At 63.1% G+C, this 24,278-nt stretch carries 23 protein-coding genes; 15 read left to right on the forward strand and 8 right to left on the reverse strand.

All coding sequences use genetic code 11. The features are described 5' to 3' along the window. Positions 1 to 180: 180 nt before the first annotated feature. Positions 181 to 630, forward strand: coding sequence for a host attachment protein (locus tag ABFY71_RS06795; RefSeq protein ID WP_347945256.1), 450 nt, complete (start codon positions 181 to 183; stop codon positions 628 to 630). Positions 631 to 753: 123 nt separating this feature from the next. Here ABFY71_RS06795 and ABFY71_RS06800 read toward each other — a convergent pair whose 3' ends face one another. From ABFY71_RS06800 to ettA, 3 genes are read right to left on the reverse strand one after another with little or no spacing between them, the layout of a single operon-like run. After that, positions 754 to 1,623 carry an alpha/beta fold hydrolase gene (locus ABFY71_RS06800; protein ID WP_347945257.1) on the reverse strand — a complete coding sequence of 290 codons (870 nt, stop codon included), beginning with the start codon at positions 1,621 to 1,623 and terminating at the stop codon, positions 754 to 756. Next, a complete protein-coding gene (locus ABFY71_RS06805; RefSeq protein ID WP_347945258.1) occupies positions 1,623 to 1,949 on the reverse strand; it encodes a hypothetical protein in 327 nt (108 codons plus the stop codon). Before ABFY71_RS06805 ends, ABFY71_RS06800 begins: the two co-directional genes overlap by 1 nt. 46 nt (positions 1,950 to 1,995) lie before the next feature. Then, positions 1,996 to 3,651 (reverse strand): energy-dependent translational throttle protein EttA, encoded by a 1,656-nt coding sequence (gene ettA, locus ABFY71_RS06810; protein ID WP_305582256.1) that lies wholly within the window; start codon positions 3,649 to 3,651, stop codon positions 1,996 to 1,998. Between the two features lie 184 nt (positions 3,652 to 3,835). On the opposite strand from ettA, the gene ABFY71_RS06815 reads away from it, so the two are divergent. From ABFY71_RS06815 to ABFY71_RS06825, 3 genes are read left to right on the forward strand one after another with little or no spacing between them, the layout of a single operon-like run. Beyond that, the gene (locus tag ABFY71_RS06815; RefSeq protein WP_347945259.1) at positions 3,836 to 5,191 is read left to right on the forward strand and encodes a M16 family metallopeptidase; all 1,356 of its coding nucleotides are present in this window, start codon (positions 3,836 to 3,838) and stop codon (positions 5,189 to 5,191) included. A gap of 3 nt (positions 5,192 to 5,194) precedes the next feature. Continuing rightward, positions 5,195 to 6,523: a M16 family metallopeptidase gene (locus tag ABFY71_RS06820; RefSeq protein WP_347945261.1), complete on the forward strand. Its 1,329-nt coding sequence runs from the start codon at positions 5,195 to 5,197 to the stop codon at positions 6,521 to 6,523. A gap of 39 nt (positions 6,524 to 6,562) precedes the next feature. Further along, a complete protein-coding gene (locus ABFY71_RS06825) occupies positions 6,563 to 7,453 on the forward strand; it encodes a TolB family protein (protein WP_347945263.1) in 891 nt (296 codons plus the stop codon). Here the strand turns inward: ABFY71_RS06825 and ABFY71_RS06830 are convergent. From ABFY71_RS06830 to ABFY71_RS06840, 3 genes are all read right to left on the reverse strand, one after another. Beyond that, on the reverse strand, positions 7,450 to 8,544 hold the full coding sequence (locus ABFY71_RS06830; protein ID WP_347945264.1) for a methyl-accepting chemotaxis protein: 1,095 nt from the start codon (positions 8,542 to 8,544) through the stop codon (positions 7,450 to 7,452). The genes ABFY71_RS06825 and ABFY71_RS06830 overlap by 4 nt on opposite strands. 211 nt (positions 8,545 to 8,755) lie before the next feature. Next, complete coding sequence (locus ABFY71_RS06835) at positions 8,756 to 10,939, reverse strand: FdhF/YdeP family oxidoreductase (RefSeq protein WP_347945265.1); 2,184 nt, start codon at positions 10,937 to 10,939, stop codon at positions 8,756 to 8,758. 123 nt (positions 10,940 to 11,062) lie between these two features. Next, complete coding sequence (locus ABFY71_RS06840) at positions 11,063 to 12,193, reverse strand: PQQ-dependent sugar dehydrogenase (protein ID WP_347945266.1); 1,131 nt, start codon at positions 12,191 to 12,193, stop codon at positions 11,063 to 11,065. A gap of 201 nt (positions 12,194 to 12,394) precedes the next feature. Here ABFY71_RS06840 and greA point away from each other — a divergent pair, with 201 nt between their 5' ends. The 6 genes from greA to ABFY71_RS06870 all read left to right on the forward strand — a co-directional run bounded on the left by greA (position 12,395) and on the right by ABFY71_RS06870 (position 18,154). Continuing rightward, positions 12,395 to 12,868, forward strand: a complete 474-nt coding sequence (gene greA / locus ABFY71_RS06845) for a transcription elongation factor GreA (RefSeq protein ID WP_347945267.1) — start codon at positions 12,395 to 12,397, stop codon at positions 12,866 to 12,868. A 152-nt stretch (positions 12,869 to 13,020) separates the two neighbouring features. After that, positions 13,021 to 13,971 carry a thioredoxin-disulfide reductase gene (gene trxB, locus ABFY71_RS06850; protein ID WP_347945268.1) on the forward strand — a complete coding sequence of 317 codons (951 nt, stop codon included), beginning with the start codon at positions 13,021 to 13,023 and terminating at the stop codon, positions 13,969 to 13,971. Between the two features lie 35 nt (positions 13,972 to 14,006). Continuing rightward, positions 14,007 to 14,900 (forward strand): LysR family transcriptional regulator, encoded by an 894-nt coding sequence (locus ABFY71_RS06855; RefSeq protein ID WP_305582274.1) that lies wholly within the window; start codon positions 14,007 to 14,009, stop codon positions 14,898 to 14,900. Between the two features lie 10 nt (positions 14,901 to 14,910). Continuing rightward, positions 14,911 to 15,615 (forward strand): HAD family hydrolase, encoded by a 705-nt coding sequence (locus ABFY71_RS06860; protein ID WP_347945269.1) that lies wholly within the window; start codon positions 14,911 to 14,913, stop codon positions 15,613 to 15,615. A gap of 617 nt (positions 15,616 to 16,232) precedes the next feature. Further along, entirely contained in the window at positions 16,233 to 16,400 is a 168-nt protein-coding gene (locus ABFY71_RS06865) for a Thivi_2564 family membrane protein (RefSeq protein WP_347945270.1), read from the forward strand. A gap of 650 nt (positions 16,401 to 17,050) precedes the next feature. Next, positions 17,051 to 18,154, forward strand: coding sequence for a ParB N-terminal domain-containing protein (locus ABFY71_RS06870; RefSeq protein ID WP_347945271.1), 1,104 nt, complete (start codon positions 17,051 to 17,053; stop codon positions 18,152 to 18,154). 172 nt (positions 18,155 to 18,326) lie between these two features. On the opposite strand, the gene ABFY71_RS06875 is transcribed toward ABFY71_RS06870, so the two are convergent. Beyond that, the gene (locus tag ABFY71_RS06875; RefSeq protein ID WP_347945272.1) at positions 18,327 to 19,529 is read right to left on the reverse strand and encodes a pyridoxal phosphate-dependent aminotransferase; all 1,203 of its coding nucleotides are present in this window, start codon (positions 19,527 to 19,529) and stop codon (positions 18,327 to 18,329) included. A 221-nt stretch (positions 19,530 to 19,750) separates the two neighbouring features. Between ABFY71_RS06875 and ABFY71_RS06880 the strand changes: the two genes are divergently transcribed. Then, entirely contained in the window at positions 19,751 to 20,050 is a 300-nt protein-coding gene (locus ABFY71_RS06880; RefSeq protein WP_347945273.1) for a hypothetical protein, read from the forward strand. 135 nt (positions 20,051 to 20,185) lie between these two features. After that, positions 20,186 to 20,614, forward strand: a complete 429-nt coding sequence (locus tag ABFY71_RS06885; RefSeq protein ID WP_347945274.1) for a CBS domain-containing protein — start codon at positions 20,186 to 20,188, stop codon at positions 20,612 to 20,614. 274 nt (positions 20,615 to 20,888) lie between these two features. Here ABFY71_RS06885 and ABFY71_RS06890 read toward each other — a convergent pair whose 3' ends face one another. Beyond that, positions 20,889 to 21,077: a hypothetical protein gene (locus ABFY71_RS06890; RefSeq protein ID WP_347945275.1), complete on the reverse strand. Its 189-nt coding sequence runs from the start codon at positions 21,075 to 21,077 to the stop codon at positions 20,889 to 20,891. A 110-nt stretch (positions 21,078 to 21,187) separates the two neighbouring features. Between ABFY71_RS06890 and ABFY71_RS06895 the strand changes: the two genes are divergently transcribed. From ABFY71_RS06895 to ABFY71_RS06905, 3 genes are all read left to right on the forward strand, one after another. Then, positions 21,188 to 22,210, forward strand: a complete 1,023-nt coding sequence (locus ABFY71_RS06895) for a glycine betaine ABC transporter substrate-binding protein (RefSeq protein WP_347945276.1) — start codon at positions 21,188 to 21,190, stop codon at positions 22,208 to 22,210. 126 nt (positions 22,211 to 22,336) lie between these two features. Continuing rightward, positions 22,337 to 23,206 carry an ABC transporter permease gene (locus ABFY71_RS06900; RefSeq protein WP_347945277.1) on the forward strand — a complete coding sequence of 290 codons (870 nt, stop codon included), beginning with the start codon at positions 22,337 to 22,339 and terminating at the stop codon, positions 23,204 to 23,206. After that, on the forward strand, positions 23,206 to 24,267 hold the full coding sequence (locus ABFY71_RS06905; RefSeq protein ID WP_347945278.1) for a quaternary amine ABC transporter ATP-binding protein: 1,062 nt from the start codon (positions 23,206 to 23,208) through the stop codon (positions 24,265 to 24,267). Before ABFY71_RS06900 ends, ABFY71_RS06905 begins: the two co-directional genes overlap by 1 nt. The last annotated feature ends 11 nt before the right edge of the window (positions 24,268 to 24,278 follow it).

Consider the following 24,278-nt stretch of genomic DNA (forward strand, 5'->3'; position numbering starts at 1 on the left):
CCGCATCAGGCGCGATGCTTGCCCCTGATATCAGCGCATCTCTGTGCTGGCCAAGCAGACTTTGTGATTCTGCCATCTTGCAAAGCAATTGAATGCAGCCGACCTTCACAGGACGAGGGCGCTATCCGCAGCGTCGTCGGGCACTGTGCCAATCTGACGAACCAGCAGCAGGAGTCCACCATGAAGAAGACGATCACCTGGATTTTGATCGCGAATGGCGCACAAGCACGCGTCCTGGAAAACACCGGTCCGGGCAAGGGACTGCAGCAGGTTAAGGGACTTGAATGGGCCATCACTCCACTGCAGGCGCAGGACCTGGTGTCTGACCGGCCCGGTCGCAGCTTCGCGTCCACAGGCTCAGGTCGCAGTGCCATGGAACCGCGGACCGATCCGGTGGAGCACCGCGAGACCGAATTCGTCAAGTCGCTGGCCGAGCATATCGATCGTCAACACCAGGATGGCGCCTTTGACCGGCTGATCATTGTGGCCGCCCCCATTGCCCTGGGTGACATTCGCAAGGCCATCTCGCCCAATGTCAGAAAGACCATTTTGGCCGAACTGGACAAGGACCTGACCAACACGCCCACCGCACAGCTGGCCAAGCATCTCGACGGCGTTATCGCCGTCTGATCCTGCTTTTAAATCAATATCTTATCCAAAAAAGCCGATTCAACTCTGCCGCTAGTTGAATCGGCGCCTCAATATGTTGAATCAGGGTTTGAATTTGCTGCGAATGGCCGCGATTCTTGGTCTTTAACCCTCTGATTCCTCGTCATTTTCGTCATCGCCACCGCCCGCGATGGCATCGAGAAACTGCAACAGCATCGCGTTGACCAGAATGGGGCGTTCGATGCTGGGAATATGCGCCACATTTTCCAGAACCGCCGCAAAGGCGTTCGGCATTTCTTCGCTCAGCTGTTCGTGCCGGTCGATGATCGCGGTGAAATCCTGATCCCCCACCAGCAGCAGGCTGGGGGCCGCCAGTTCGGCAACGCGGTGCCAGGCGTCGGCCATGGGTTGTTCCTGCGTCAGGGCCGGCTTGTTCAGCGCCAGCGCGTTCATGTCCAGAAACAGCGCCCGTGCCGCCCCGCTTACCCGGCCGCTTTGCGCCCGTGGCCCATCGAGCCATTCATGCGCCTGCACCCTGTTGAGCATGTCGTTGTCACCGCGCTCGAAGGCATCCTCTTCAGCCGCCTCGATCATCGATTCCGCTTCGGTGGCATCCCATGGCGCCCCGCTCACCGAGGTGCCGATCAGCACCAGCCCGATCACCCGGCCGGGGTGGCGCAGCGCGAAATCGATGGCCAGCCCGCCGCCCATCGAACAGCCCACCAGCACCGCAGCGTGAATCCCGAAGGCCTCCAGCAGCGCCTCGAGATCCCGGCCATGGTGGAATGCGACGTCGGCGCTCTGCGTCTCGCCATAACCGCGTCGGTCATAGGCGATGGCGTGCCAGCCCGCATCGGCCACCGACTGCATCTGGCTGAGCCACATCCGCTTGTCGCAGACCCCGGCGTGCAAAAACACCACCGGCAGACCCTCGCCGATCTCGAACCCGGCCAGCGTGGCGCCGCCGACCTCAAGCGAAAACGGCTCGAAGGCCTCTGGCACATCCATGTCCATTACTGGGCAACCTGCACGCAGAAGGCAAAGCCGTCCTTGCCGCCAACCCAGCAGCCCGGCGCACCTGCCGCCGGCGTCATCGCGCCCAATTCCTGCGGATAAAGTGCATCGGCGGCGCCTAGATAGCCCATGCCTTCGCTCGCGCCGACCAGCGCAAAGGCAAACACCCGTCCGTCCGGCAGCGCAAAGGTCAGCCCACCGCCATCACGCGCCACATCACACTCGAACGTGTCGAAGCCGTTCACCGAACACTGCGCCGGCTCAGCCTGCGCCACGCCGGCCCACAGCCCCCAAATCAGGGCCGAACCCATCACCAGAGATTTCATACTGCCCCCACAGCAAAAAGGGCGGGCTGATTGCCCGCCCGTTATCCTACCGCGTCAGCGGCTTGTATGTCGCGCGCTTTGGATTGACCGCGTCCGCGCCCAGGCGCCGGATCTTGTCGGCCTCATAGTCGGCGAAATTGCCTTCGAACCATTCCACATGGCTGTTGCCTTCAAACGCCAGCATATGGGTGGCCAGCCGGTCGAGGAACATCCGGTCATGGCTGATGATCACGGCGCAGCCGGCGAATTCCTCGAGCGCCTCTTCCAGCGCGGCGAGGGTTTCGGTGTCCAGATCGTTGGTCGGTTCGTCAAGCAGCAGCACATTGGCGCCGCTCTTCAGCATCTTGGCCAGGTGCACGCGGTTGCGCTGCCCGCCCGAGAGATTGCCCACCTTCTGTTGCTGGTCGCCGCCCTTGAAGTTGAACGAGGAGGTATAGGCGCGCGAATTGACTTCGCGCTTGCCCAGCAGCAGCACTTCGTCGCCTTCCGAGATCTCTTCCCACACCGTCTTGTTGGGGTTGAGGGTGTCGCGGCTCTGGTCGACATAGCCCAGCTTGACCGTGTCGGCGACGGTGATGGTGCCGCTGTCAGGGGTTTCCTGCCCGGTCATCATGCGGAACAGCGTGGTCTTGCCCGCGCCATTGGGCCCGATGATCCCGACAATGCCGCCCGGCGGCACCTTGAAGCTGAGATTGTCGATCAGCAGGCGATCGCCGTAGGACTTGCTGACCCCCTCGATGTCGATGACGTTCTGGCCCAGCCGCTCGCCGGCCGGAATAATGATCTGCGCCGTGCCCGACTGGGTGCGGGCCTCGTTGATCTTGACCAGCTCTTCATAGGACTTCAGGCGCGCCTTGGACTTGGACTGGCGCGCCTGTGGCGATTGCCCCATCCATTCGCGCTCGCGCTCCAGCACCTTGGCGCGTGCCGCGTCTTCACTCTTTTCCTGTGCATAGCGCTTGGCCTTGGCCGTCAGGTATGCCGAGTAATTGCCTTCATAAGGCACGCCACGACCGCGATCGAGCTCGAGAATCCAGCCCGTCACATTGTCGAGGAAATAGCGATCATGGGTGATGATCAGCACGGCGCCGGCGAACTCGCGCAGATGGCGTTCCAGCCAGGCGGTAGTCTCGGCATCCAGATGGTTGGTGGGTTCGTCAAGCAGCAGCAGGTCGGGCTTGCTCAGCAGCAGCGCGCATAGCGCCACGCGGCGACGCTCGCCACCCGACAGCTTGGTGACATCGGCATCACCGGGCGGGCAGCCCAGCGCTTCCATGGCCACTTCGACCTGGCTTTCCAGATCCCACAGATTCTCGGCGTCGATCTGGTCCTGCAGCTTGCTGGCCTCGTCGGCGGTCTCGTCCGAATAGTTCATCATCAGGTCGTTGTAGCGATCGACGACGTCCTTCTTCTCCTTGACGCCGGTCATCACATTGCCCAGCACGTTCAGCGCCGGGTCCAGCTCGGGCTCCTGGCTCAGATAGCCAACCTTGGCGCCCTGCGCGACCCAGGCTTCGCCCTGGAATTCCTTGTCGATGCCGGCCATGATCTTGAGCAGGGTCGATTTACCCGAGCCATTGGGGCCGAGCACACCGATCTTGGCATCGGGGTAGAAGGAGAGATGGATATTGTCCAAAACCTTCTTGCCGCCGGCATAGGCTTTGGACATTCCGTCCATGTGATAGATGAATTGGCGTGCCATGCAGCATGATCCTCGGCAAGAACAGGTTTGGGCCCGTATGTAGGTGATGGCGCCCCTTTGGGCAACCGGCTGCCGTACTCTCGCCGCATCCTTCCCCTTACCTCGCCGCGTTGACAGAGAAGTGCTTCCCGTTTCGGTGGCATCTGGTCTACCTCTTGCGCCATCCAATCCCGGGAACCTGCCGATGACCATCAAATTTGCCCTGGCGTTCAGCGGCGCCGCACTGCTGCTGCAGCCGGCACTGGCGCTCGACACCCCGCCACCACAAAATGCCGTCGAACACTTCGTGCTCGATAACGGGCTTGAGGTCGTGGTGATCCCCGATCATCGCGCCCCGGTGGTCACCCACATGGTCTGGTACAAGGTCGGCAGCGCCGATGAACCGGCGGGTAAATCGGGCATTGCCCATTTCTTCGAACATCTGATGTTCAAGGGCACCGAACGCTTTCCGGCCGGCGAGCTCGACGCCACCGTCACCGCCCTGGGCGGCAATCTGAATGCCTTCACCACCGCCGACGTCACCGCCTATTTTGAAACCGTGCCGCCCGACGCGCTGGCCAGCATGATGGATTTTGAGGCCGACCGCATGCGTGGCCTGGTGCTGACCGATGCGGTTATCGGCGCCGAGCGCGATGTGGTGCTCGAAGAACGGCGCCAGCGCGTCGAGAGCAGCGCCCAGTCGCTGCTCACCGAAGAGTTCACCGCCACGCTTTACCAGAACCACCCCTATGGCATTCCCACCATTGGCTGGATGCACGAAATGGAGCAGCTCAACCGCGCCGACGCGGCCAGCTTCTACGAGCAGTACTACGCGCCCAACAATGCGGTGCTGGTCGTCGCCGGCGATGTGGAGCCGGCCACCGTCAAGACCCTGGCCGAGCAAAGCTATGGCCAGGTCGAGCGTGGCCCCGATCTGCCGCCGCGCGTCCGTCCGTCCGAACCCGAGCGCAACACCAGCGCCAGCGTCACCCTGCACGATCCGCGCGTCGGTCTGCCCAGCTTCCTGTGCGCCTGGGTCGTGCCGACCTACCGCACCGCCGAGCCCGGCGAAGCCGAAGCGCTTGATCTGCTCGCCGAGATTCTTGGTGGCAGCAGTCGCAGCCGGTTCTATCAGGAGGTGGTGGTCAAATCCGGCACCGCCGCCCAGGCCGGCGCCGGCTATGATGGCGGCGCCTATGACCCCAGCGGCTTTTCCATCTATGGCGCGCCACAGGGCGAGCACACCCTGGCCGAAGTCGAAGCCGCGATGGACGCCGAACTGACCCGGCTGATTACCGACGGCATCAGCGTCGACGAGCTCGACCGCGCCAAGGCGCGCTTTCGCCGCGGCCTGATCTTTGCGCGCGATGCCCAGCAGAACATGGCCCAGATCTATGGCAGTGCGCTCGCCACCGGTCGGAGCGTCGAGGACATCGAGCAATGGCCCGAGCGCATCCGCGCCGTCACCCCCGAACAGCTTCAGGCGGTGGCCAAGAAATACCTCGATCCCGCAACAGCCGTCACCAGCTATCTGCTGCCGCCCGCCACCGGAGCGCAATAAGCCATGACCACCCTACCCTTGCTCCGCCGCGCCCTTGCGGTTGTCGCCACCAGCTTTGCCCTGCTGCTCACCGCCCTGCCGGCGCAGGCCGAAGTGGTGTTTCAGGACATCACTTCACCCCAGGGCATCGACGCCTGGCTGGTGGAGGATTACGCCGTCCCCATCATCACCATCCGCTTTGCCTTCGAGGGCGGCACCACCCAGGACCCGGCGGGCAAGGAAGGGCTGACCAGCCTGCTGACCGCCCTGTTCGACGAAGGCGCCGGCACGCTCGACAGCGAGAGCTTCCAGATTGCGCTTGATGATGCCGGCGCCGAAATGGGTTTTATTGCCGATGCCGACGCGCTGTACGGGTCGATGCGCATGCTGGCCGAACAGCGCGACGAGGCCGTCGCCCTGCTCAAACTGGCCATCGAGGCCCCGCGCTTTGACCGGAACCCGATTGATCGCATGCGCGCCCAATTGGTCAGCGGCATCACCGCTGCGGCGCAGAACCCCAACACCACCGCGCAGCGCCAATGGGCCACGGCGCTCTATGGCGAGCACCCCTATGCCCGGCGCAGCGAAGGCACGCTGCAAACCCTGGCCAGCCTGACCGCCGATGATCTGCGCCAGCTGCACCAAAGGCTGTTTGCACGCCAGAAACTGCATGTCGGCATTGTCGGCGCCATCGACGCCACAGACGCCGCCGCCATGCTCGACACCCTGTTCGGCACCCTGCCCGACGCGCCCGATCTGACCACCATTGCCGATATTGACCCACAGCTTGGTCAGGACCTGCACGTCCCCTACGAGCTGCCCCAGACCTCGATCTTCATGGCCTATCCCGGCCTGGAGCGCGACGACCCCGACTATCTGACAGCCTATCTGATGACCCAGATCCTGGGCGGCGACAATTTCGGCTCCCGCCTCACCACCGAAGTGCGCGAAGAACGCGGCCTGACCTATGGCATCAGCGCGTCGCTGAACAATATGGCGCACAGCCAGGCCCTGGTGATCGCCACCGCCACACGGGCCGATCGCGCCGCCGAAACCCTTGCCGTGATCAAGGATGTCGTCGCCACAATGGCCGAAGACGGCCCTGACGAAGACGAACTCGCTGCCGCCAGGAAATACCTGATCGGCTCCTACCCGATCAACGAGCTCAGTTCCTCTTCGGCCATCGCCAATACGCTGGTCGGCCTGCAATTGCGTGATCTGGGTATCGACTACCTTGCCCGCCGCCCCGATTTGATCAACGCTGTCACCGTCGACGACATCAAGGCGATGGCCCAGCGATTGCTCAGCGTGGAGCCGACCATCCTGCAAATGGGACCGGCGCCCAAGCCTTAGCTCTCGTTCCTGCCACGCAGCCTTTCCCGGGAGATCATCTTGAGCCATCCGCCATTCACCCGCCGTGGCCGCGCCCTGCAGCCGGGCCAGCGCGCCGAACTGACCATCATCAAGCCCAATGGCAGCGGGCGCACGGTGATCTTTGCCGCCGACGAGGTGATCGAGGCGCCCAACTGGACACCTGATGGCCAGACCCTGGTGTTCAATGCCGGCGGCGAACTCTGGCGCATCCCGGCCGCTGGCGGCACGCCGGCACGGATCGACACCGGCACGCTGCGCGATCTCAACAACGACCACGTGCTCTCGCCCGATGGCCAGACCGTCTATGTCAGTGCCGATGATGGCCATCTCTACGCCGTGCCGATCACCGGCGGCACAACGCGCCGCGTCTCCAATACGCACGCCACGCCACATCATTATTATTTGCACGGCATCAGCCCCGATGGCCTGACCCTGGCCTATGTCGCCGTCGAGGCCCCGCACGGCACGCGCCGCATCAACATCTTCACCATTCCCAGCGCCGGTGGCCCCGACACCCGCCTGACCGATCTCGACGCGCCCCATGACGGCCCCGAATACTCTCCCGATGGCCAATGGATCTATTTCAATGCCGAGCGCACCTCCCCCGGCCACGCTCAGTGCTTCCGCATGCGGGCCGATGGCAGCGGCGTGCAACAATTGACCGACGACGAGCGCGTCAACTGGTTCCCGCACCTCTCGCCCGATGGCGCCTCGCTGGTCTATCTCAGCTACCCGCCCGGCACCCAGGGCCACCCGGCCGACAAGGATGTGATCCTGCGCCTCATGCGCCCCGATGGCAGTGACAAGCGCGACATCATCGGCTTTTTCGGCGGTCAGGGCACCATCAACGTCAATTCCTGGGCCCCCGACAGCGCGCGCTTTGCCTATGTCGCCTACCCGCTTGGCTAGCCGGTGAGCCCCAGCGCCTGCTTGATGCTGTCGTCCTGCTCGGTGCGCTGCACCACCACGCCCCACCAGCCCAGCCCGTCATATTCCTGGTAGCCCAGCGTCTTGGCAAAGGCGACGATATTGCCTTTGCCATCATAGTAGCTGCCACGGGCGCGGCCCTCATCGCGCAGGTCGAAACTGGCAAAGCGATGCGCCGGATTGGTCGTGGCAATCATTCGGCCCTTGGCGTCGAGCAGCATCACCTCGGTGCGTTCGGCATCCTTGGGCGGCAGGGCGGCCTCGGTCTCGACGATCGAACGCCCCTGTTCCTGCCAGTCGAAATAGACCCCCAGCGTCCCCAGCACGGCGCCATCGGCCCGGCCCTGGCTGCGCACCGCCGTGCTGTAGACCAGCACTTCGCGCCCGTCATGCGCCGCGCTTTCCATCACCTCGCCCACCGCATAGTCGTCGCCGCTCTTGGTCGCCAGCGCCCCCCGGAACCAGGCCTCGCGCGAAAAGTCGTGCCCCAGCAGCTGGCGGGCATGCGCGCCATTGGCGCTGGCCACCACCCGCCCACGCGCATCGGTCAGCACCAGGTCGCAATAGACGCTGTAGAAGCGGTTGATCGTCGCCAGCCGGTCGGCGGCAAAACCCAGCCTGCCTGGCTCGGGATCGCCCAGCGCCTCCCAGAGCGCCGTGTCGGTCGCCCACCAGCGCACGTCGGCGGTGCGCTCATAGAGGTTGCGCACGATCAGCTGTACCAGCGTCTGCGACAGATCGATCAGCCGCACGCCCTCCATTTCCTCCACCAGCGTCTCGCTCATGCTGCGGCTGAGCGAAATCCGCCCCATCAGCACGTCCTGGAAGCGCAGCGCAATGTCGGCGGCCCGATCGGCCAGGCGCTGCACCTCGTCGGCCACCACGGCAAAGCCCTTGCCGGCATCCCCGGCCCGCGCCGCCTCGATAATGGCATTGATGGCCAGCAATTTGGTCTGCTTGACGATCTGCAGATTGTTGGTGGCATAGCTCTGCAACTCGCTGCCGATGCCATCCATCACGATGCGCATGGCTCGCGGCGAGGCCACAACACCCGTCTTGCCGTTACTAGTCATGAGCGTGCCCCAATTGTACTCAGCTCCGCCAGAACGTCACTGCCTAAAATTTAAGCAATAAAACCAACGTCATGGCGGCGGTTTTCAAGTACATGTATGTGCAAACAGAGTAACCAGACCGTAAACATGTTGATCGCTGCCAGTAATCTGGCAGATCCAGTTGCCGTGATGCTGGGCGGCGTCCGGTGCTTTTCCTTTCGCGAGCGGTTCGTCAGGCCCCGGCCGCCGCGAGCTCGAGCCAGATCGGCACCGATTTGAAGGCCGGCGTCTTGCTGCGCGGATCGACCGCCGTGCCCACCAGCACATTGGCCTCGGGGTAATAGGCCATGGCACTGCCCCGCGGCAGGTCGAAGGCCCGGGCCACTGCCTGCATCCGCCCGACATCGGAGGCGATGGTCACTACCTGCCCTTCGCGCACGCCGAACCCGGCCATATCCTCGCCATTGAGGAACACCGCATCGCGTTCGGCGCCGCCGCGATAGCTGTCCTTTTCCTCATAGATAATGGTGTTGAACTGGCCCTCGCTGCGAATGGTGGCCAGGCTGAGCTGGCCGGTCGCCGCAGCGGGAACGGGCGTCACCACGAAATGCGCCTTGCCGTCCACCGTGCCAAATTCGGGCGTGTGCATCACCCGGTGCTTGATATGGAATTCACGTTTGGCCACGTCGATATCGGCCAGCTGTTCCATCCCCGGCACGATCGCCGCAATGGCGTCGCGCACCCGGGCATGGGCGCTGAAGCCCTTGAAGTCGATCGGCGAGCCGGGCAGCACGCGGGCGCCGATTTCGCCCAGGATCCAGCTTTCGGGCCGCACATTGTCCAGACGGCGAATGCCGCCATCGCTCAGCCGCACATAGTTGAACATCGATTCCTGGGTGGTCGGCTCCCATTCCTCGTCGCGCGCCGTCACCGGCAGCACCATCACCTCGCCATCGCCGAGCCCGTGCACATGGCCCATATTCAATGTCGTGGTCAGAAACAGCTTGAAGCCGATGGCAGCCATCGCCCGGCTGGCAAACGCCGTGTCCGGCGTCGCGCCCCACAGATTGCCGCCCATGATCACCGCGCTGTCAATCGCTCCCGCCTCGGCGGTCTTGAGACACGCCATGGTGTCCATGCCCCGCGCCGTCGGGAAGCTGACGCCGAATTCGGCCTCCATCTTCGCCAGCACATCCCCCGCCAGCACGGGCTTGACCCCGATCGTGCCGATGCCCTGCACATTGGAATGCCCGCGCAGCGGCAGCAGGCCGGCAAAGCGCTTGCCCACCATGCCGCGCAGCACCGCCAGATTGGCAATGGCCTCGACATTTTCCACACCATGGATGTGATGGGTCATCCCCATGCCCCAGGCGAACACGGCGTTTTCAGCCTTGCCATATTGCCGGGCGATATGGGCGATCTCCCCGGCGCTGATGCCGCAGGTCGCGCTGATCTCCTCCCGGCCCAGCCCCGCCAGATCGGCGGCAAACGCCTCGAACCCGCTGCTGTGCGCGGCGATGAAATCGCGGTCCTCGAGCCCCAGTTCCAGCACCGCCTTGGCGATGCCCTTCAACAGCGCAATATCCGAGCCGATCCGCGGCTGACAATAATCCGAGGCGATCTCGCTGCCGCCCTTGAGCATGGAACGGGGCGATTTCGGCACGGAAAACTTGACCAGCCCGGGCTCCCTGGCCGGATTGATCACGATCACCTGCCCGCCCCGCTCGCGACAGTTCTTGAGCATGTGGATAAAGCGCGGATGGTTCGAGGATGGGTTGGCCCCGATCACAAAGATCAGGTCGGCCCCGGTCAGATCCTCCAGCTCGACGCTTGAGGTCGCCTTGCCAATCGTGCTGGCCAGCCCCTCGCTGGTCGCCTGGTGGCAGTAGTACGAGCAATTATTGACATTATTGGTGCCATAGGCCCGCGCCAGCAGCTGGAACAAAAACCCCGCCTCATTGGACGAGCGGCCCGAGGAATAAAAGAAACTGCGCTCCCGCGCGGTGGCCTCTAGCTGGCTGGCGGCATGGGCCAGCGCAAACTCCCAGTCGACCGGGGTGAAACGGTCGGCCCCGCGCGCCTTGAACAGCGGCGTATTCAGCCGCCCCAGATGCTCCATCTCCCGGCCGGTCAGCTCGGCCAGATCCTTGATGCTGTGCTCGAAGATCGCCTCGGGAATACCGGGCTGAATGTCGGTCGACTGGGCCTGCACGCTCTTGTTGCAGACCGAGGGAAACTCATCGAGCTCATTGGTCATGCCGCCGCGCTGGCCGCCCATGCCATAGGCACAGGCCTTGCAGGCATTCTTGGCCGTCAGCGCCTTGGCGGCCTTGCCCACCCCCATGCGGCCAATGGTGGCCAGGGTATAGAGAACCTTCTTGGGTCCGCCGCCCACAATGTGACGAGTATCGGCCATGACGCGGCTCCACCTGGTTTAGTGTATACATTGTCGATGGATCGCGGCGCAGAAGCAAGCAGGTCCCGCCGCCATTCGTCAGAAGTTCTGGCTTGCCGCCTTGGCACTGGGATGGAATCGCTCTCAGTTTGCCGCTGGCGCCACTCGGATCAGCCGTCCATTGTCCTCATCGGTGATCAGATAGATCGCCCCATCCGGGCCCGCCTTCACATCGCGCACCCGGCCCAGCTGCCCGGCAAACAGGCGTTCCTCGCCGACGATTTCATCGCCCTCCACATCGAGCCGCACCAGCACCTGCCCGCTCAGGCCGCCGGTCAGCAGATCGCCCTGCCAATCGGGCAGCAGATCGCCCGCGTAAAAATCCAGCCCCGAGGGTGAAATCGAGGGGTCCCAGTAAAACAGCGGCTGCTCCAGCCCCGGCTTCTCGGTCCCCACCCCGATCGGCAGGCCGGAATAATCCTCGCCATAGGTGATCACCGGCCAGCCATAATTGGCGCCCGGCTGCGGATTATTGACCTCGTCGCCGCCGCGCGCGCCGTGCTCAACTGTGAACAGCTGCCCGTCATCACGCAGCGTCGCGCCCTGCGGGTTGCGATGCCCCTTGCTCCACAGCTCCGGCGCCCAGCCCTCGGTCTGGGGGTTGTCCGCCGGCACCGCGCCATCGGGCGCAATGCGCACCACCGCGCCGGCCAGGTCGCCGAAATCCTGGGCCCGGTCCTGCTCGCCGCGATCCCCCAGCGTCACGAACAGATTGCCGTCATTGCCCACCACCACGCGCGAGCCAAAATGCCGGTTGGTGGTGGTGAACCTGTTCATGCGGAAAATCACCTGCTGCTCCTCCAGCCGGCCGGAATCCCCCTCCAGCACCAGCCGGGCGGTCATGACCGCTGTCCCCTGGCCACGCTGCAGGCCGGCATCAGCCGCATTTTCGGCAAAGCTCAGATAAATCCGGCCGCTTTCGGCGAAATCGGGCGCCAGCGCCACGTCGAGCAGACCGCCCTGCCCCTGATCATACACATCGGGTGTCCCCGTGATCGGCGCCCCAACCGCCCCGTCATTGATCACCCGCAACTGGCCGCTGCGCTCGGTCACCAGCAGCCGCCCATCAGGCATGAACACCAGCGCCCAGGGGTGGTCCAGCCCCTCGGACAGCACCTCGGCACGCAGTAAACCGGCACTGGATGGCGCCTCTTGCGCCCCGGCAGCGGGCACGATGAGCAAACTTAACGCGAGAACGGGAAGCAGGACTTGCATGATGGGACCTTTCTGCGAGAGAAGAGAATGCTTGAAAGCGCGTGTGGACATGACCATGTTCATTCGTACACTGGCTTGACCGCAACGCGGCAGCCGGGCAATTTGAGACTTATTTCCCCTAAAAATTATCGTGAAGCGTAGGCCGAACGGATTTTGGCTGGGATGATAGCTGTTTACTGCCGTGCCGATGGAGGCCACGAAATGGAAAAGATCCCGATGACGGTTGGAGGCCAAAAGGCCCTTGCCGCAGAATATGAGCACCGCACTGCCACTGAGCGCCGTCGCATTGTCGAGGCGATCTCGGAAGCGCGCGCGCATGGCGATCTGTCCGAAAACGCTGAATACCACGCGGCCAAGGAACAGCAGAGCCTCAATGAAGGGCGGATCAAGGAGCTTGAGACCATTCTCGCGCTTGCCGACGTCATTGATGTGTCCAAGCTGAGCGGCTCTACCGTCAAGTTCGGCGCCACGGTGACCTATGTCGACGAGGATACCGGGGAAGAAAAGACCTACCAGATCGTCGGCGATCCCGAAGCCGATGCATCGGCCGGCCGCATCTCGATTTCCTCACCCATCGCCCGGGGCATGATCGGCAAATCGGTGGGCGATTCGTTCGAGGTCGCCGCTCCCGGTGGGGCGCGCAGCTATGAAATCCTCAATCTCAAATACGTCTGACGCCTGACACGGGAGATTTGCTCCCGCAGGCGTGACATTCCAATACCTTCCACAGGCGCAGCGTGCTGGCGGAACGGTTTGTCTTGAAAGAGTACGGTTTCGGCCTTTAACTAGCGCCGGGGGAGTACTCCCACTTGTCGGAGAGCATTGCGATGCACGCCAAAGTCGTCATCATCGGGTCTGGCCCAGCCGGCTACACCGCCGCGATCTATGCGGCGCGGGCCATGCTTGAACCGGTCATGATCCAGGGTTTGCAGCCCGGCGGTCAGTTGACCATCACCACCGATGTGGAAAATTACCCCGGCTTTGCCGACGTCATCCAGGGGCCCTGGTTGATGGACCAGATGAAGGCCCAGGCCGAGCATGTCGGCACGCGCATCATCAGCGACATCATCACCCATGTCGATTTTGACCAGCGTCCTTTCGTGCTGACCGGCGATAGCGGCGAAATCTACACCGCCGATAGCGTCATCATCGCCACCGGCGCCCAGGCCAAATGGCTGGGCCTGCCCAGCGAAGAGAAGTTCCAGGGCTATGGCGTGTCCGCCTGCGCCACCTGCGATGGCTTTTTCTATCGCGACAAGGAAGTGCTGGTCGTCGGCGGTGGCAATACGGCGGTCGAAGAGGCCCTGTTCCTGACCAATTTCGCCTCCAAGGTGATTGTGGCGCATCGCCGCGACGAGTTCCGCGCCGAGCGCATCCTGCAGGACCGCCTGTTCAAGAACCCCAAGATCGAAGTGCGCTGGAATACTGAAATTGTCGAAGTCGGCGGCGCCGCCATGCCGCCTTCGGTCAATACGGTCACCCTGCGCGATCGCAGCACTGGCACGACCTATGAGCAGCCCATCGATGGCATCTTCATTGCCATTGGCCACGCCCCGGCCACCGCCATCTTCGCCGGCAAGCTCGACATGAAGCCGGGCGGTTATCTGCAGGTGAAGCCCGGCACCACCGAGACCAATATCCCAGGCGTCTTTGCCGCTGGCGATGTGACCGACGATGTCTATCGTCAGGCCGTCACCGCTGCCGGCATGGGCTGCATGGCCGCCCTGGAGGCGGAACGTTTTCTGGCCGAACACGAACTCGCCGAAGCCGCCGAGTAGCGCGGCCGACGACCAACTAGAAAGCGCCAAACCATATGCTCGACTGGGACAAACTCCGGATCTTCCACACCGCCGCCGAGTCGGGCAGTTTCACGCACGCCGCTGAGAAGCTTGGCATGAGCCAGTCGGCCGTCAGCCGGCAGATTTCCGCGCTGGAAGATGACCTCGCGCTCAAGCTGTTCATTCGCCATGCGCGTGGTCTGGTGCTGACCGAAGTGGGCGAGCAATTGTTCCGCACGGCCCACCGCATGCACTGGGAATTGCAGCAGGTCGAAACCCAGATGTCCGAGAGCCAGGACACGCCGACCGGTCCGCTGGTGGTCACCACCACGGTCGGCATCGGCTCGGCCTGGCTGAGCTCGCGGCTTGATGAGTTCATCAAGCTCTATCCCTTGATCCAGCTCGAAATTCGTCTCAACGATTCCGAACTGGACCTGGCCATGCGCGAGGCCGATGTGGCCATCCGCCTGCACCGCCCGAACCAGTCCGAGATGATCCAGCGCAAGCTGTTCACCGTGCACAATCATTTCTACGCTTCCAAGAGCTACATTGAAGAGTTCGGCATGCCCAGCAGCGCCGAGGAGCTCGATGATCACCGCATCATCAGCTTTGGCGAGCCGGTCCCGTCCTATCTCGGTGATATCAATTACCTCGAGCGCATGGGGCGGACCGATTCCGCGCCGCGTCGCGCCTCCCTCAAGGTCAATGCCATCTATGGCATGATGCAGGCTTGCCGCGCTGGCGCCGGCATCGCCATGCTGCCCGATTACGTTACCGAGCAGGAAGACGGCCTGATTCAGGTCCTGCCCGAAACCGAACTGCCGGCCTATGAGGCCTTCTTCGTCTATCCCCCGGCCCTGAAGAATTCCAAGCGCGTCGGCGTGTTCCGCGACTTCCTCGTCGCCAAGGCCCGCGAGTGGAGCTTCTAGGCGGCTCGCTATGGCGCGCATCACCACCATCGCTCTGGATGCCGACGACACGCTCTGGCAGAATGAGCAGTTCTTCCGCCTGACTGAACAGCGTTTTGCCGACCTGTTGGCCGACTACACCGATTTGCCCGATCTCAAGGAGCGGCTGGTCGCCGCTGTCGTGCGCAATCTGTCCTTTTACGGCTTCGGCATGAAGGGCTTTGCCCTCTCGATGGTGGAGACCGCTCTTGAGGTCACTGACCACCGCGTTCCCGGCCATGTGATCGCCGAAATCCTCGCCGCCGGGCGGGAACTGCTGAGCTATCCCATCCAGACCCTGCCTTATGTCGATCAGGCCTTGTCCACGCTGAGCGACAGCCATCGCCTGATCCTGATCACCAAGGGTGACACTTTCGATCAGGAGCGCAAGCACGCCGCCTCGGGCCTGGCCGAGTATTTCTCGGCTATCGAGATCGTTTCGGACAAGACGCCCGAGGTCTATGCGCGAATCTTTGCCCGGCACACCGAAGGCGCAGAGCACACCGTCATGGTCGGCAATTCCCTGCGCTCCGATATTCTGCCCGCGCTCGCGGCGGGCAGTTACGCCGTGTATGTGCCCCATGATCTTACCTGGTCGCACGAGCACGCCGATGAGCCTGCCGACCATCCGCGTTACGCCAGGATCGAGCATGTTGGCACCCTGGCCGAGGTCGTAACGCGCCTGCAATCGCCTTAAAAAGCGCGCCTCTGCTCACAAATCAGCCCCGACGCCACCATGCAGCCATTCCGCGCAGCATTGATTTGATTGAATTATTCCAGACACTATGCAGTGTGTGCATAGCTATTATACGCACTGCATGATTGTTAGGCAGCGCCCGCCCCCCTATATGCCCCTCAGCAGTGCGGGCGCTTCTCCTCCCTTGCGCCCCCTGTGTTCCCTCCTTGTGGGGATTTATCCCTGCATCCCTGTGGCTCCGCTCTCCCCTCGAGCGGGGCCACATTTTTTTTGCCGCACGTGCATCAACTGCATGGCTGACATGTTCATCACCATATTGCCGACCAGATCGGTAGAGTTCATAAGGAGGGCGTCGCTGAGGCGCGTTCCGTATCCTCCTCCCTCGGAACAAGTATCGCGACACCGAACCGGGATCGTCTCCTCCTCCTTCGATCACGGTTCACCGGCAGAGCGCATTTCCTCCCCCTTGCTCTCTGCCCTACTATCGATTTGGCTTCGGCCCTATCAATGGCCCTGTCTTCGGACAGGGCTTTTTTTTTTGCGCCGGCGGGCCGGCCATGCAACCAAGCGTTCACAGCCGCGTTACCCAAAGCGCACAAAGCGCACTGGAGAATACCGTGGGCACTTCTGTTCTAATCAGCATTCTGATCACCTTCCTGGTCATCGTTCTCATCTTGTGGCTGGTCCAGCGCCTGCCCATCGAGGCCCGCATCCGCCAGATCCTGCAGATCGTTATCATCGTCATCGGCATCATCTCGCTGCTGAAATACCTGGCCGTCTTCTAGGCCTTGGCGCCCTGCGCCGGTCTGCGTGGACTGCAGGCAGATTGACAACATGTCGCTGCGCCCAATGCATGGCAGACATGCTGACCTTTCTATTGCTGACCAACCGGTCAAAATCTATATGTGTACCTGTCGCTGGCGACGCCGCTCCGTATCCTCCTCCCTCGGACCCGCGTTTAGGCGACACGAACTTAAGCTGCATCCTCCTCCCGCGGCTTGGGTTCACTGGTTCAGCGCATATCCTCCTCCCTTGCGCTGGGCCCTACTTCAGATTTGGCTTCGGCCCTATCATTGGGCTCCAACTTCGGTTGGAGCCTCTTTTTTTGCCCGCTCGCCTGCAGCGGCGAATCTGCATGGCAGCCCTTCCCATTGCGTGATTGTGTCGCCCCCTGAGTCATCGGATAGTCCCCCGACCAACTCAACGGCGTTCGTGGCGCCGTTCCTCCAAGGTCAGACGCTTCGGCTGATGATCTCTGGGCCCTGCCCTCCCCTCGGGCGGGGCCTTTTTCTTGCATTGTGGTCATTGCTGCCCGTCAGCCCGGCAAAATTTACCGCCCCGGCCCGCACCCGGCACGTCGCGGCATTGATTCAATTGGGTTTTCTCCGGCACAAGGCTTGCAGGGTGCTCTGCACATCCTTTGCAGGAGGCCAACATGGTTGCCGTCAGCGCCACTTACCCCAGTGCCAGCTACACCACCGCCTATAGCCAGGCCGCCAAACCGGCCACCACCGCTGCCGCCGCCAGCAGCACCCCGACAACAGATGACAGCGCGGCCACCTCGGTCACCCTGTCCAGCGAAGCGCAGGCCGCCCTGGCCGCCAAGGATTTTGCCACCGTGCTGGCCGAAGCCCATGCCAAACTGGCGGCATTGCTGACCGAGGCCGGGCGCAGCACACCGCTGGAAACCGGCAAGCTGGCCGTCGATCTATCGAGCCTGGACCAGCGTGAACTGTTCGCCATGGCCAGCGATGACAGCTTCACCAGCGATGAGCAGGCTGCCGCCGGCCTTGAAATGCAGCGCCGCTTCGAGAACGCGCTCTCGGGGCCCGCCGGCGTCGCCCAGGTCACCGGCAATTTCACGGCGCTGTACAAGGCCGCCGCAGCCTATCTCGATAGTCTGGGCGACGAGGAAAAGGCCGGGGCCGACTGGATCGCCGGTCGCGCCGCGATCACCGAGGGTATCAAACAGCTCCAGAGTGATCCCAAAACCCTGCCCGATACTGGCGACGAGGATCCGGTCCAGCTCTATCTGGCGCTGGTCGATGCGGGCGCCGCCCAGCAGCAACAGGACATTGCCGACGTCGCCAGCAGTGCGCGCAAGTCGCTCGATACGCTCTATGCCGATGCCATTGCCAACGGCAAGGCGCCCACCTTCAACAGCAAGACCACCGTCGGCACCTATATCGACATATCGGGCCTTGCCAGCCGCACCCTGTCGGCCATCGCGCTCAATACCGACGACAAGTTCTCGGCCGCCGAAAGCGCCGAGGCCAAGGCGGCCCTGCGCAGCAAATCGGGCGCCGCCCTGCTCGCCGGCTTTCACAGCGCCGCCAAATCCAGCGACCCCACCGCCTTTTCCCAGAACATCATCTCGATCTACTCCTCGATGAGTGCCGAGGAACGCCAGGCTGCCGGCTGGAGCGACCAGTTCTATCAGACCGCCGTCGCCAGCTATGAATCGACCAGCAAGCTGACCCAGATGTTCGCCGAAGCCGGCGGCGACAGCACCGGTTTCATGAGCTGGATGGGGAAGTAGGGCGGGCGAAGCCCCCATTTTTCAGTCGTCACCCTCCCCCTTGCGGGGAGGGACAGGGAGGGGGACGGATGCCCCCGATATAAGGGCTCTCGCACCCTCTCCCAGCCTCCCCCGTGAAGGAGGAGGTGCCACCCGGTGCTCGTAAGACGATCTTGCGCCCAAAAAGCCGACCCTACGCAATCCCCGCGCAGAACCCCTGGATGCGCTTGATCGCCTCCTCCAGTTCTGCATTGCTGGCCGCATAGCTCAGCCGGAAATGCCCCGGCAGGCCAAACGCGGTGCCATGCACCAGCGCCACCCCGGTTTCCTCGAGCAGCGCCATGACGAAATCCTCGTCAGTGGTCAGCACCGCGCCACCGGCACTGGTCTTGCCCAGGAGCCGCTGACACGAGGGGAACACGTAGAACGCCCCGGCCGGCGTCAGGCAATCGAGCCCGGTATTGGCGTTGAGCCCCTTGACCACCATGTCGCGCCGCGCCTGAAACACCTGCCGCCACTCGGCCAGAAAATCCTGCGGCCCGTTCAGTGCTTCCACCGCCGCCCATTGCGCGATCGATGTCGGGTTCGACGTCGATTGCCCCTGCAGCTTGGTCATCGCAGCCAGCAAGTCGCGCGGCCCGGTGCAGTAGCCGATGCGCCAGCCGGTCATGGCGTGCGACTTGGACACGCCATTCATCGTCAGCGTGCGCGGCTGCAGCCTGGGCTCGACCTGGGCGATGGTGGCAAAGCTGCCGCCATCATAGACCAGCACTTCATAGATATCGTCGGTCAGAATGTGCACATGCGGGTGGCGCAGCAGCACTGCGGCCAGCCCCTTGAGCTCGGCCGCGCTATAGGCCGCGCCCGTCGGGTTGGAGGGGGTGTTGAGGATCAGCCACTTGGTCTTGGGCGTGATCGCCGCCTCCAGCACCGCCGGCGACAGCTTGAAGCCGGTGGAGGCATCGGCCACCGCAAACACCGGCTCGGCGCCACACAGCCGCACGATTTCGGGATAGCTCACCCAATAGGGCACCGGCACCACCACTTCGTCGCCCGGATTCAGCGTCGCCAGCATGGCGTTGAAAATGATCTGCTTGCCGCCCGAGGACACAAAGCAGTCGGCCGCGGTGACATCGAGCCCGTTGTCGCGCCGGAACTTGGCGGCCACCGCTTCCTTCAGCTCGGGAATGCCATCGACATTGGTGTAGCGCGTCTTGCCCGCGTCCATCGCCGCCTTGGCGGCTTCGCGCACATGCAGCGGGGTATCGAAATCGGGCTCCCCGGCCGACAGCGCGATGATGTCGCGGCCCTCCTGCGCCATGACGCGCGCCTTCTGGCTGATCGCCACCGTCGCGGACGGCGCCACGCGCGCCAATGCGTCAGACAGGAACCCCATGTGCAGCAACTCCAGCAAAACCCGGGCGTAACTGATAGGGGGTGCCCGGTCCGGCGGCAAGCGGGCGCGCACGATTTCCTCGCCCGCCTGCTGGTGACCATGTCGGCGCTGCCACAGTTTTGCCCCCAAATGGTACCGCACCCGCCAACATCAGTCCCAACTCGAACCGCAATCGCATGGCTTAGTGGCTGCACTGTCAATCAAGGAGCGACGTTGATCCCATGCAAGAAGTGACGTCCTCCAAGCGCAGAACTTTCGGCCTCTATGGGACCGTCTCGGCGGCCCTGATCACCGTCGGCGCGACCGCCGCCGTGCTGGTCGGCGTGTCACCGGCCAGTGCTGCAACGCTGGCAACCAGTCCCGACACCCAGATCATGGTGTTCATGATCCCGCTGACCCTGTTGGTGCTGGCCATGCTGTTTGAAGCCGCGCGATTTGCCTTGCGCGGCGCCCTCCCGGCCCGGGCCCCCAAGCGCAAGCGCGTGCGGCGCTACTGGTCGCCCGGCCATAACGAGGGCTGACCTCCTTTTTCTCCCTGACCACTCAATGGGGCCAGCGCGTGCTGGCCCTTTTTTTATAGGCCGGCGATCCGCTCAACCGCCCCTTGCTCCCGGCGCTGCGGCGGTCCAGACTGGCTCAAAGAGGAGGACTGAACAATGCGTGTTGACACCATCCTTCAAACCAAGGGCGCGCAGGTTTACACCCTGCCCGATACCAGTTCGCTGGCCGATGCCGTGACCCAGCTCAACGCCCACAATATTGGCGCCGTGGTGATCACCGGGGCCAACAACGCCGTTGCCGGCATTCTCTCCGAGCGCGACATTGTTCGCCGCCTCGGCACAGATGCGAGCACGACATTGGCGCTGCCGATCGCCGAATGCATGACCCGTGGCGTCGTCACCTGCGAGCGCGACACGCCCATTGCCGAGGTGATGGAGCGCATGACCCGCCGCCGCATCCGCCACATGCCGGTGACCGAAAATGGCGCCTTGATCGGCATCATCTCGATTGGCGACGTCGTCAAATTCAAGATCGAGGATGCCGAGCGCGAAGCCGCCGAACTGCGCGAGTACATTTCCAGCTAGCATTCGCCGACAAACAAAGCGGGCTCCGTCTGCACGGGACCCGTTGGTCTTGCCTGCCCATCGACGCTCCGCCCGGCGACCGGTCACCTTTTCCCATCGCCTTGGCAGATCGTGCCGGCCCAGATCGTCCATGATCGTCCCGCTGCGACGTTCATTCCCCCTGAGCGACATCCACGCCAGCGCAGTTATCATCTGCGGTCAGCGCCAGGCTGACCCGGAGGCGCTGCGACGCCTTCTGGGCGCAGGCCCGGCTGCCGTCCGCCGCGCCGCAAGTCTAGCGGCACCCATCACCTGCATCGCCCGACCCGCACAATTCCGCCGGAATCCCGCCGTTTTTTGCGCATAATGCGATGTTTAAGAATTTCTTTTCTTGCAAACAATCACTCACCAGATCAACCACTTCTGAAATCGATAGAAAAATGACCATCAATAGATAGATATCAATGCAGCGCGGATAGTACATGAATTGTTTTTCTTGATTATTACAGCATCCGCCGAAGTAACTGCCGATTTGACAGCAATCAACTATGGTTATATGTTTCGCCCTCACTAAATGACATGGAGCATATCCACATGATGCTGAAAACCGGTGGCGCCGCCGCCGCGATTGCTATTGCCTTTATGGCTGCAGCCTCTTCGCCTGCCTTTGCCCAAGACGCTGTCACCTGCGGCACAGACCGCACCATTGATATTGCCGAATTCACCTGGCCCTCTGCGGCCGTTTTGGCCCACATTCACGCCAAGGTGCTTGACGCCGGCTTCGACTGCAATGTCGAGATCGTCACCGGCGACACCGTTCCCACCACCAGTTCCATGGTGACGCGCGGTTCGCCCGCTGTCGCGCCTGAACTCTGGACCAGTACCGTTCAGGAACAGTGGGACGCCGCCGTCAGCGACGGCACCACCGTCGCTCTTGGCGACGCCATCAGCGATGGCACCGTGGAGGGCTGGTTCATTCCGCGCTACACGCAGGAAGCCAACCCCGAAATCACCTCGGCTGAGACAGCCATTGCCAATCCGCAGGTCTTTGCCGACCCCGAGGATTCCAGCAAGGGCCGCCTTTATACCTGCCCACCCGGCTGGGGTTGCGAACTGGCCACCGGCGCGCTGTTTGAAGCCTATGACATGGAAGAGAACTGGAACCTGTTCTCCCCCGGTTCGGGCGGTGCGCTCGATGCCTCCATTGCACGCGCCTTCACCCGTGAAGAGCCCATCCTGTTCTACTATTGGGGTCCCACGGCCATCCTCGGCAAGTTCGATGCCGTCGCCCTGGACATGGGTGAAATCAAGCCTGAGGTTTACGCCTGCAACACAAACCCCGATTGCGATGAGCCGGCTGGCATAACCGCCTATCCATCCTCGCCTGCCATCGTTGGTGCTGCCGCCTGGCTGCCCGAAGAAGCACCGGCCATTGCCGAGTACTTCTCCAAGGTCGGCCTGACCAATGCCGAGATCAGCGAACTGCTGGTCTATGGCGACGAGAACCAGGCTGATGCCGAAGCCACTGCCGTCAACTTCCTCAAGACCAAGGAAGATGTCTGGACCGGTTGGGTTCCTGCTGAAGTCGCAGACAAGGTGCGCGCCAGCCTGAGCTAGGCGCCGCGTCTGCCAACAAGCCGATACGGCCGGGTCGCGACCCGGCCGTTTTCCGCGTGATGCCCGAATGCGCAGTCATCGCCTTCCGGCATCGCGCGTCATCCCTCCACACGAGAGAGAAAAACCGTGTTTCCAGAAATTATTGATACCCGCCCGCTGCGCCGCGCCGTCGATGACGCCCTCAACTGGGTCGTGCGCCACTGGGGCGGCGGCTTCGAGGCTGCGGCCCATCCCCTGCTGATGCTGCTCAAGAGCATCGAGAACCTGCTGATTGCCACCCCCTGGTGGCTGATCATCGCCATTCTGGTGGGTGTTGCCTGGCTCTCTACCCGCAACTGGAAGCTGCCCGCTGTCGTCTTGGTGGCCCTGTTGTTCCTGGGCGTCATGGATCTGTGGGAAGACGCCATGGCCACCATGGCCCTGATGATCGCGGCCACGCTGACCGCCATCGTGCTGGCCATTCCGGTCGGCGTCTGGATGAGCCGCTCGCTCAATGTGCGCAAATCCATCACCCCGCTGCTCGATCTGATGCAGACCCTGCCCAGTTTCGTCTATCTCATCCCGACGGTGATGATCTTTGGCCCGGGCAAGATCCCGGCGCTGATCGCCACTATCATCTATGCCTCCCCGCCTTTGGTGCGCCTGACCGATCTGGGCCTGCGCTCAGTCGATCCGGCCGTCATGGAAGCCAGCCGCGCCTTCGGCACCAATCCACGCCAGCGCCTGCTCGGCGTGCAGATCCCGCTGGCCCTGCCCACCATTCTGGCGGGTGTGAACCAGACCACGATGATGGCGCTCTCCATGGTGGTGATTGCCTCGATGATTGGCGCCGGTGGCCTTGGCTATCAGGTGCTGCAGGGTATTGGTCGTCTTGAAGTCAGCCGTGGTCTGTTCGCCGGTCTGGGCATTGTTGCCCTGGCCATCATCTTTGACCGGGTCACTCAGGCCTTCGGCAAACAATTGCAGGCCCGTATCGGCCTGGCGGAGGCGCGCTAATGTCTGACACAACCATCAATCCGGCGCTGGCCATTGCCATGCGCGGCGTCACCAAGATTTTTGGCGACGATCCACAGAGCGCCCTGGCGCTGCTGGGCTCCGGCAAGTCCAAGGCCGAGGTGCAGGCCGAGACCAATCATGTCGTCGGCCTCGACAATGTCTCGCTCGACATCGCCAAGGGGCAGATCTTCGTGGTCATGGGGCTGTCGGGTTCCGGCAAGTCCACGCTGATCCGCCACGTCAATCGCCTCATCGACCCCACCGCCGGCGAGATCGTCGTCAATGGCGCCGACGTGGTGAAGATGAGCCTGGACGAGTTGCGCACCTTCCGCCGCACCCAGATCGCCATGGTGTTCCAGAAGTTCGGCCTGCTGCCGCACCGTTCGGTCATCGACAATGTCGCCTATGGCCTCGAAGTCCGTGGCGTCGGCAAGCAGGAACGCCTGGCCACCGCCGCCAAGTGGATCGAAACGGTGGGCCTGTCGGGCTATGAGAATAGCCAGCCGCGCCAGCTTTCGGGTGGCCAGCAGCAGCGTGTGGGCCTGGCCCGGGCGCTCGCCATGGATACCGACATCATCCTGATGGACGAAGCCTTCTCGGCGCTTGATCCACTGATCCGCTCGGGCATGCAGGATCAGCTTATCGAGCTGCAGAAATCGCTGGGCAAGACCATCCTGTTCATCACCCACGACTTCGACGAGGCCCTCAAGATCGGCGACCGCATCGCCGTGCTCAAGGACGGTGCCCTGCAGCAGGAAGGCAAGCCCGAAGATATCGTGCTGCGTCCCGCCAATGAGCATATCGAGGACTTCGTGCGCGAAGTGAACAAGGCCCGCGCCATCCATGTGCGGTCGATCATGACCAGGGGCGCCGGTGAGCGCTGTGACATTCTGGTGCCGCAGGACGCGCGCTGCGAGGATGTACTGCCCCTGTTTGCCGAGCATGAATGGGTTGGCGTGCAGGACGAGAACGGCGTGCAGATCGGCAGTATCACCGCCAAGCAGGTGATCCGCGCCCTGGCCCGCCACACGCCCTCTCCGGCCGGTGAGCTGGCGGCCTGATCGCCATCACA

Origin of the sequence: Devosia alba (assembly GCF_039938915.1) — a bacterium.
Taxonomy (GTDB): domain Bacteria; phylum Pseudomonadota; class Alphaproteobacteria; order Rhizobiales; family Devosiaceae; genus Devosia; species Devosia alba.

Bases quoted from the DNA above. Each gene is read 5' to 3' on its own strand.
- ABFY71_RS06795 (WP_347945256.1), top strand. From the start codon at position 181: ATGAAGAAGACGATCACCTGGATTTTGATCGCGAATGGCGCACAAGCA.
- ABFY71_RS06800 (WP_347945257.1), bottom strand. From the start codon at position 1,623: ATGGACATGGATGTGCCAGAGGCCTTCGAGCCGTTTTCGCTTGAGGTC.
- ABFY71_RS06805 (WP_347945258.1), bottom strand. From the start codon at position 1,949: ATGAAATCTCTGGTGATGGGTTCGGCCCTGATTTGGGGGCTGTGGGCC.
- ettA (WP_305582256.1), bottom strand. From the start codon at position 3,651: ATGGCACGCCAATTCATCTATCACATGGACGGAATGTCCAAAGCCTAT.
- ABFY71_RS06815 (WP_347945259.1), top strand. From the start codon at position 3,836: ATGACCATCAAATTTGCCCTGGCGTTCAGCGGCGCCGCACTGCTGCTG.
- ABFY71_RS06820 (WP_347945261.1), top strand. From the start codon at position 5,195: ATGACCACCCTACCCTTGCTCCGCCGCGCCCTTGCGGTTGTCGCCACC.
- ABFY71_RS06830 (WP_347945264.1), bottom strand. From the start codon at position 8,544: ATGACTAGTAACGGCAAGACGGGTGTTGTGGCCTCGCCGCGAGCCATG.
- ABFY71_RS06835 (WP_347945265.1), bottom strand. From the start codon at position 10,939: ATGGCCGATACTCGTCACATTGTGGGCGGCGGACCCAAGAAGGTTCTC.
- ABFY71_RS06840 (WP_347945266.1), bottom strand. From the start codon at position 12,193: ATGCAAGTCCTGCTTCCCGTTCTCGCGTTAAGTTTGCTCATCGTGCCC.
- greA (WP_347945267.1), top strand. From the start codon at position 12,395: ATGGAAAAGATCCCGATGACGGTTGGAGGCCAAAAGGCCCTTGCCGCA.
- trxB (WP_347945268.1), top strand. From the start codon at position 13,021: ATGCACGCCAAAGTCGTCATCATCGGGTCTGGCCCAGCCGGCTACACC.
- ABFY71_RS06855 (WP_305582274.1), top strand. From the start codon at position 14,007: ATGCTCGACTGGGACAAACTCCGGATCTTCCACACCGCCGCCGAGTCG.
- ABFY71_RS06860 (WP_347945269.1), top strand. From the start codon at position 14,911: ATGGCGCGCATCACCACCATCGCTCTGGATGCCGACGACACGCTCTGG.
- ABFY71_RS06870 (WP_347945271.1), top strand. From the start codon at position 17,051: ATGGTTGCCGTCAGCGCCACTTACCCCAGTGCCAGCTACACCACCGCC.
- ABFY71_RS06875 (WP_347945272.1), bottom strand. From the start codon at position 19,529: ATGGGGTTCCTGTCTGACGCATTGGCGCGCGTGGCGCCGTCCGCGACG.
- ABFY71_RS06880 (WP_347945273.1), top strand. From the start codon at position 19,751: ATGCAAGAAGTGACGTCCTCCAAGCGCAGAACTTTCGGCCTCTATGGG.
- ABFY71_RS06885 (WP_347945274.1), top strand. From the start codon at position 20,186: ATGCGTGTTGACACCATCCTTCAAACCAAGGGCGCGCAGGTTTACACC.
- ABFY71_RS06890 (WP_347945275.1), bottom strand. From the start codon at position 21,077: ATGTACTATCCGCGCTGCATTGATATCTATCTATTGATGGTCATTTTT.
- ABFY71_RS06895 (WP_347945276.1), top strand. From the start codon at position 21,188: ATGATGCTGAAAACCGGTGGCGCCGCCGCCGCGATTGCTATTGCCTTT.
- ABFY71_RS06905 (WP_347945278.1), top strand. From the start codon at position 23,206: ATGTCTGACACAACCATCAATCCGGCGCTGGCCATTGCCATGCGCGGC.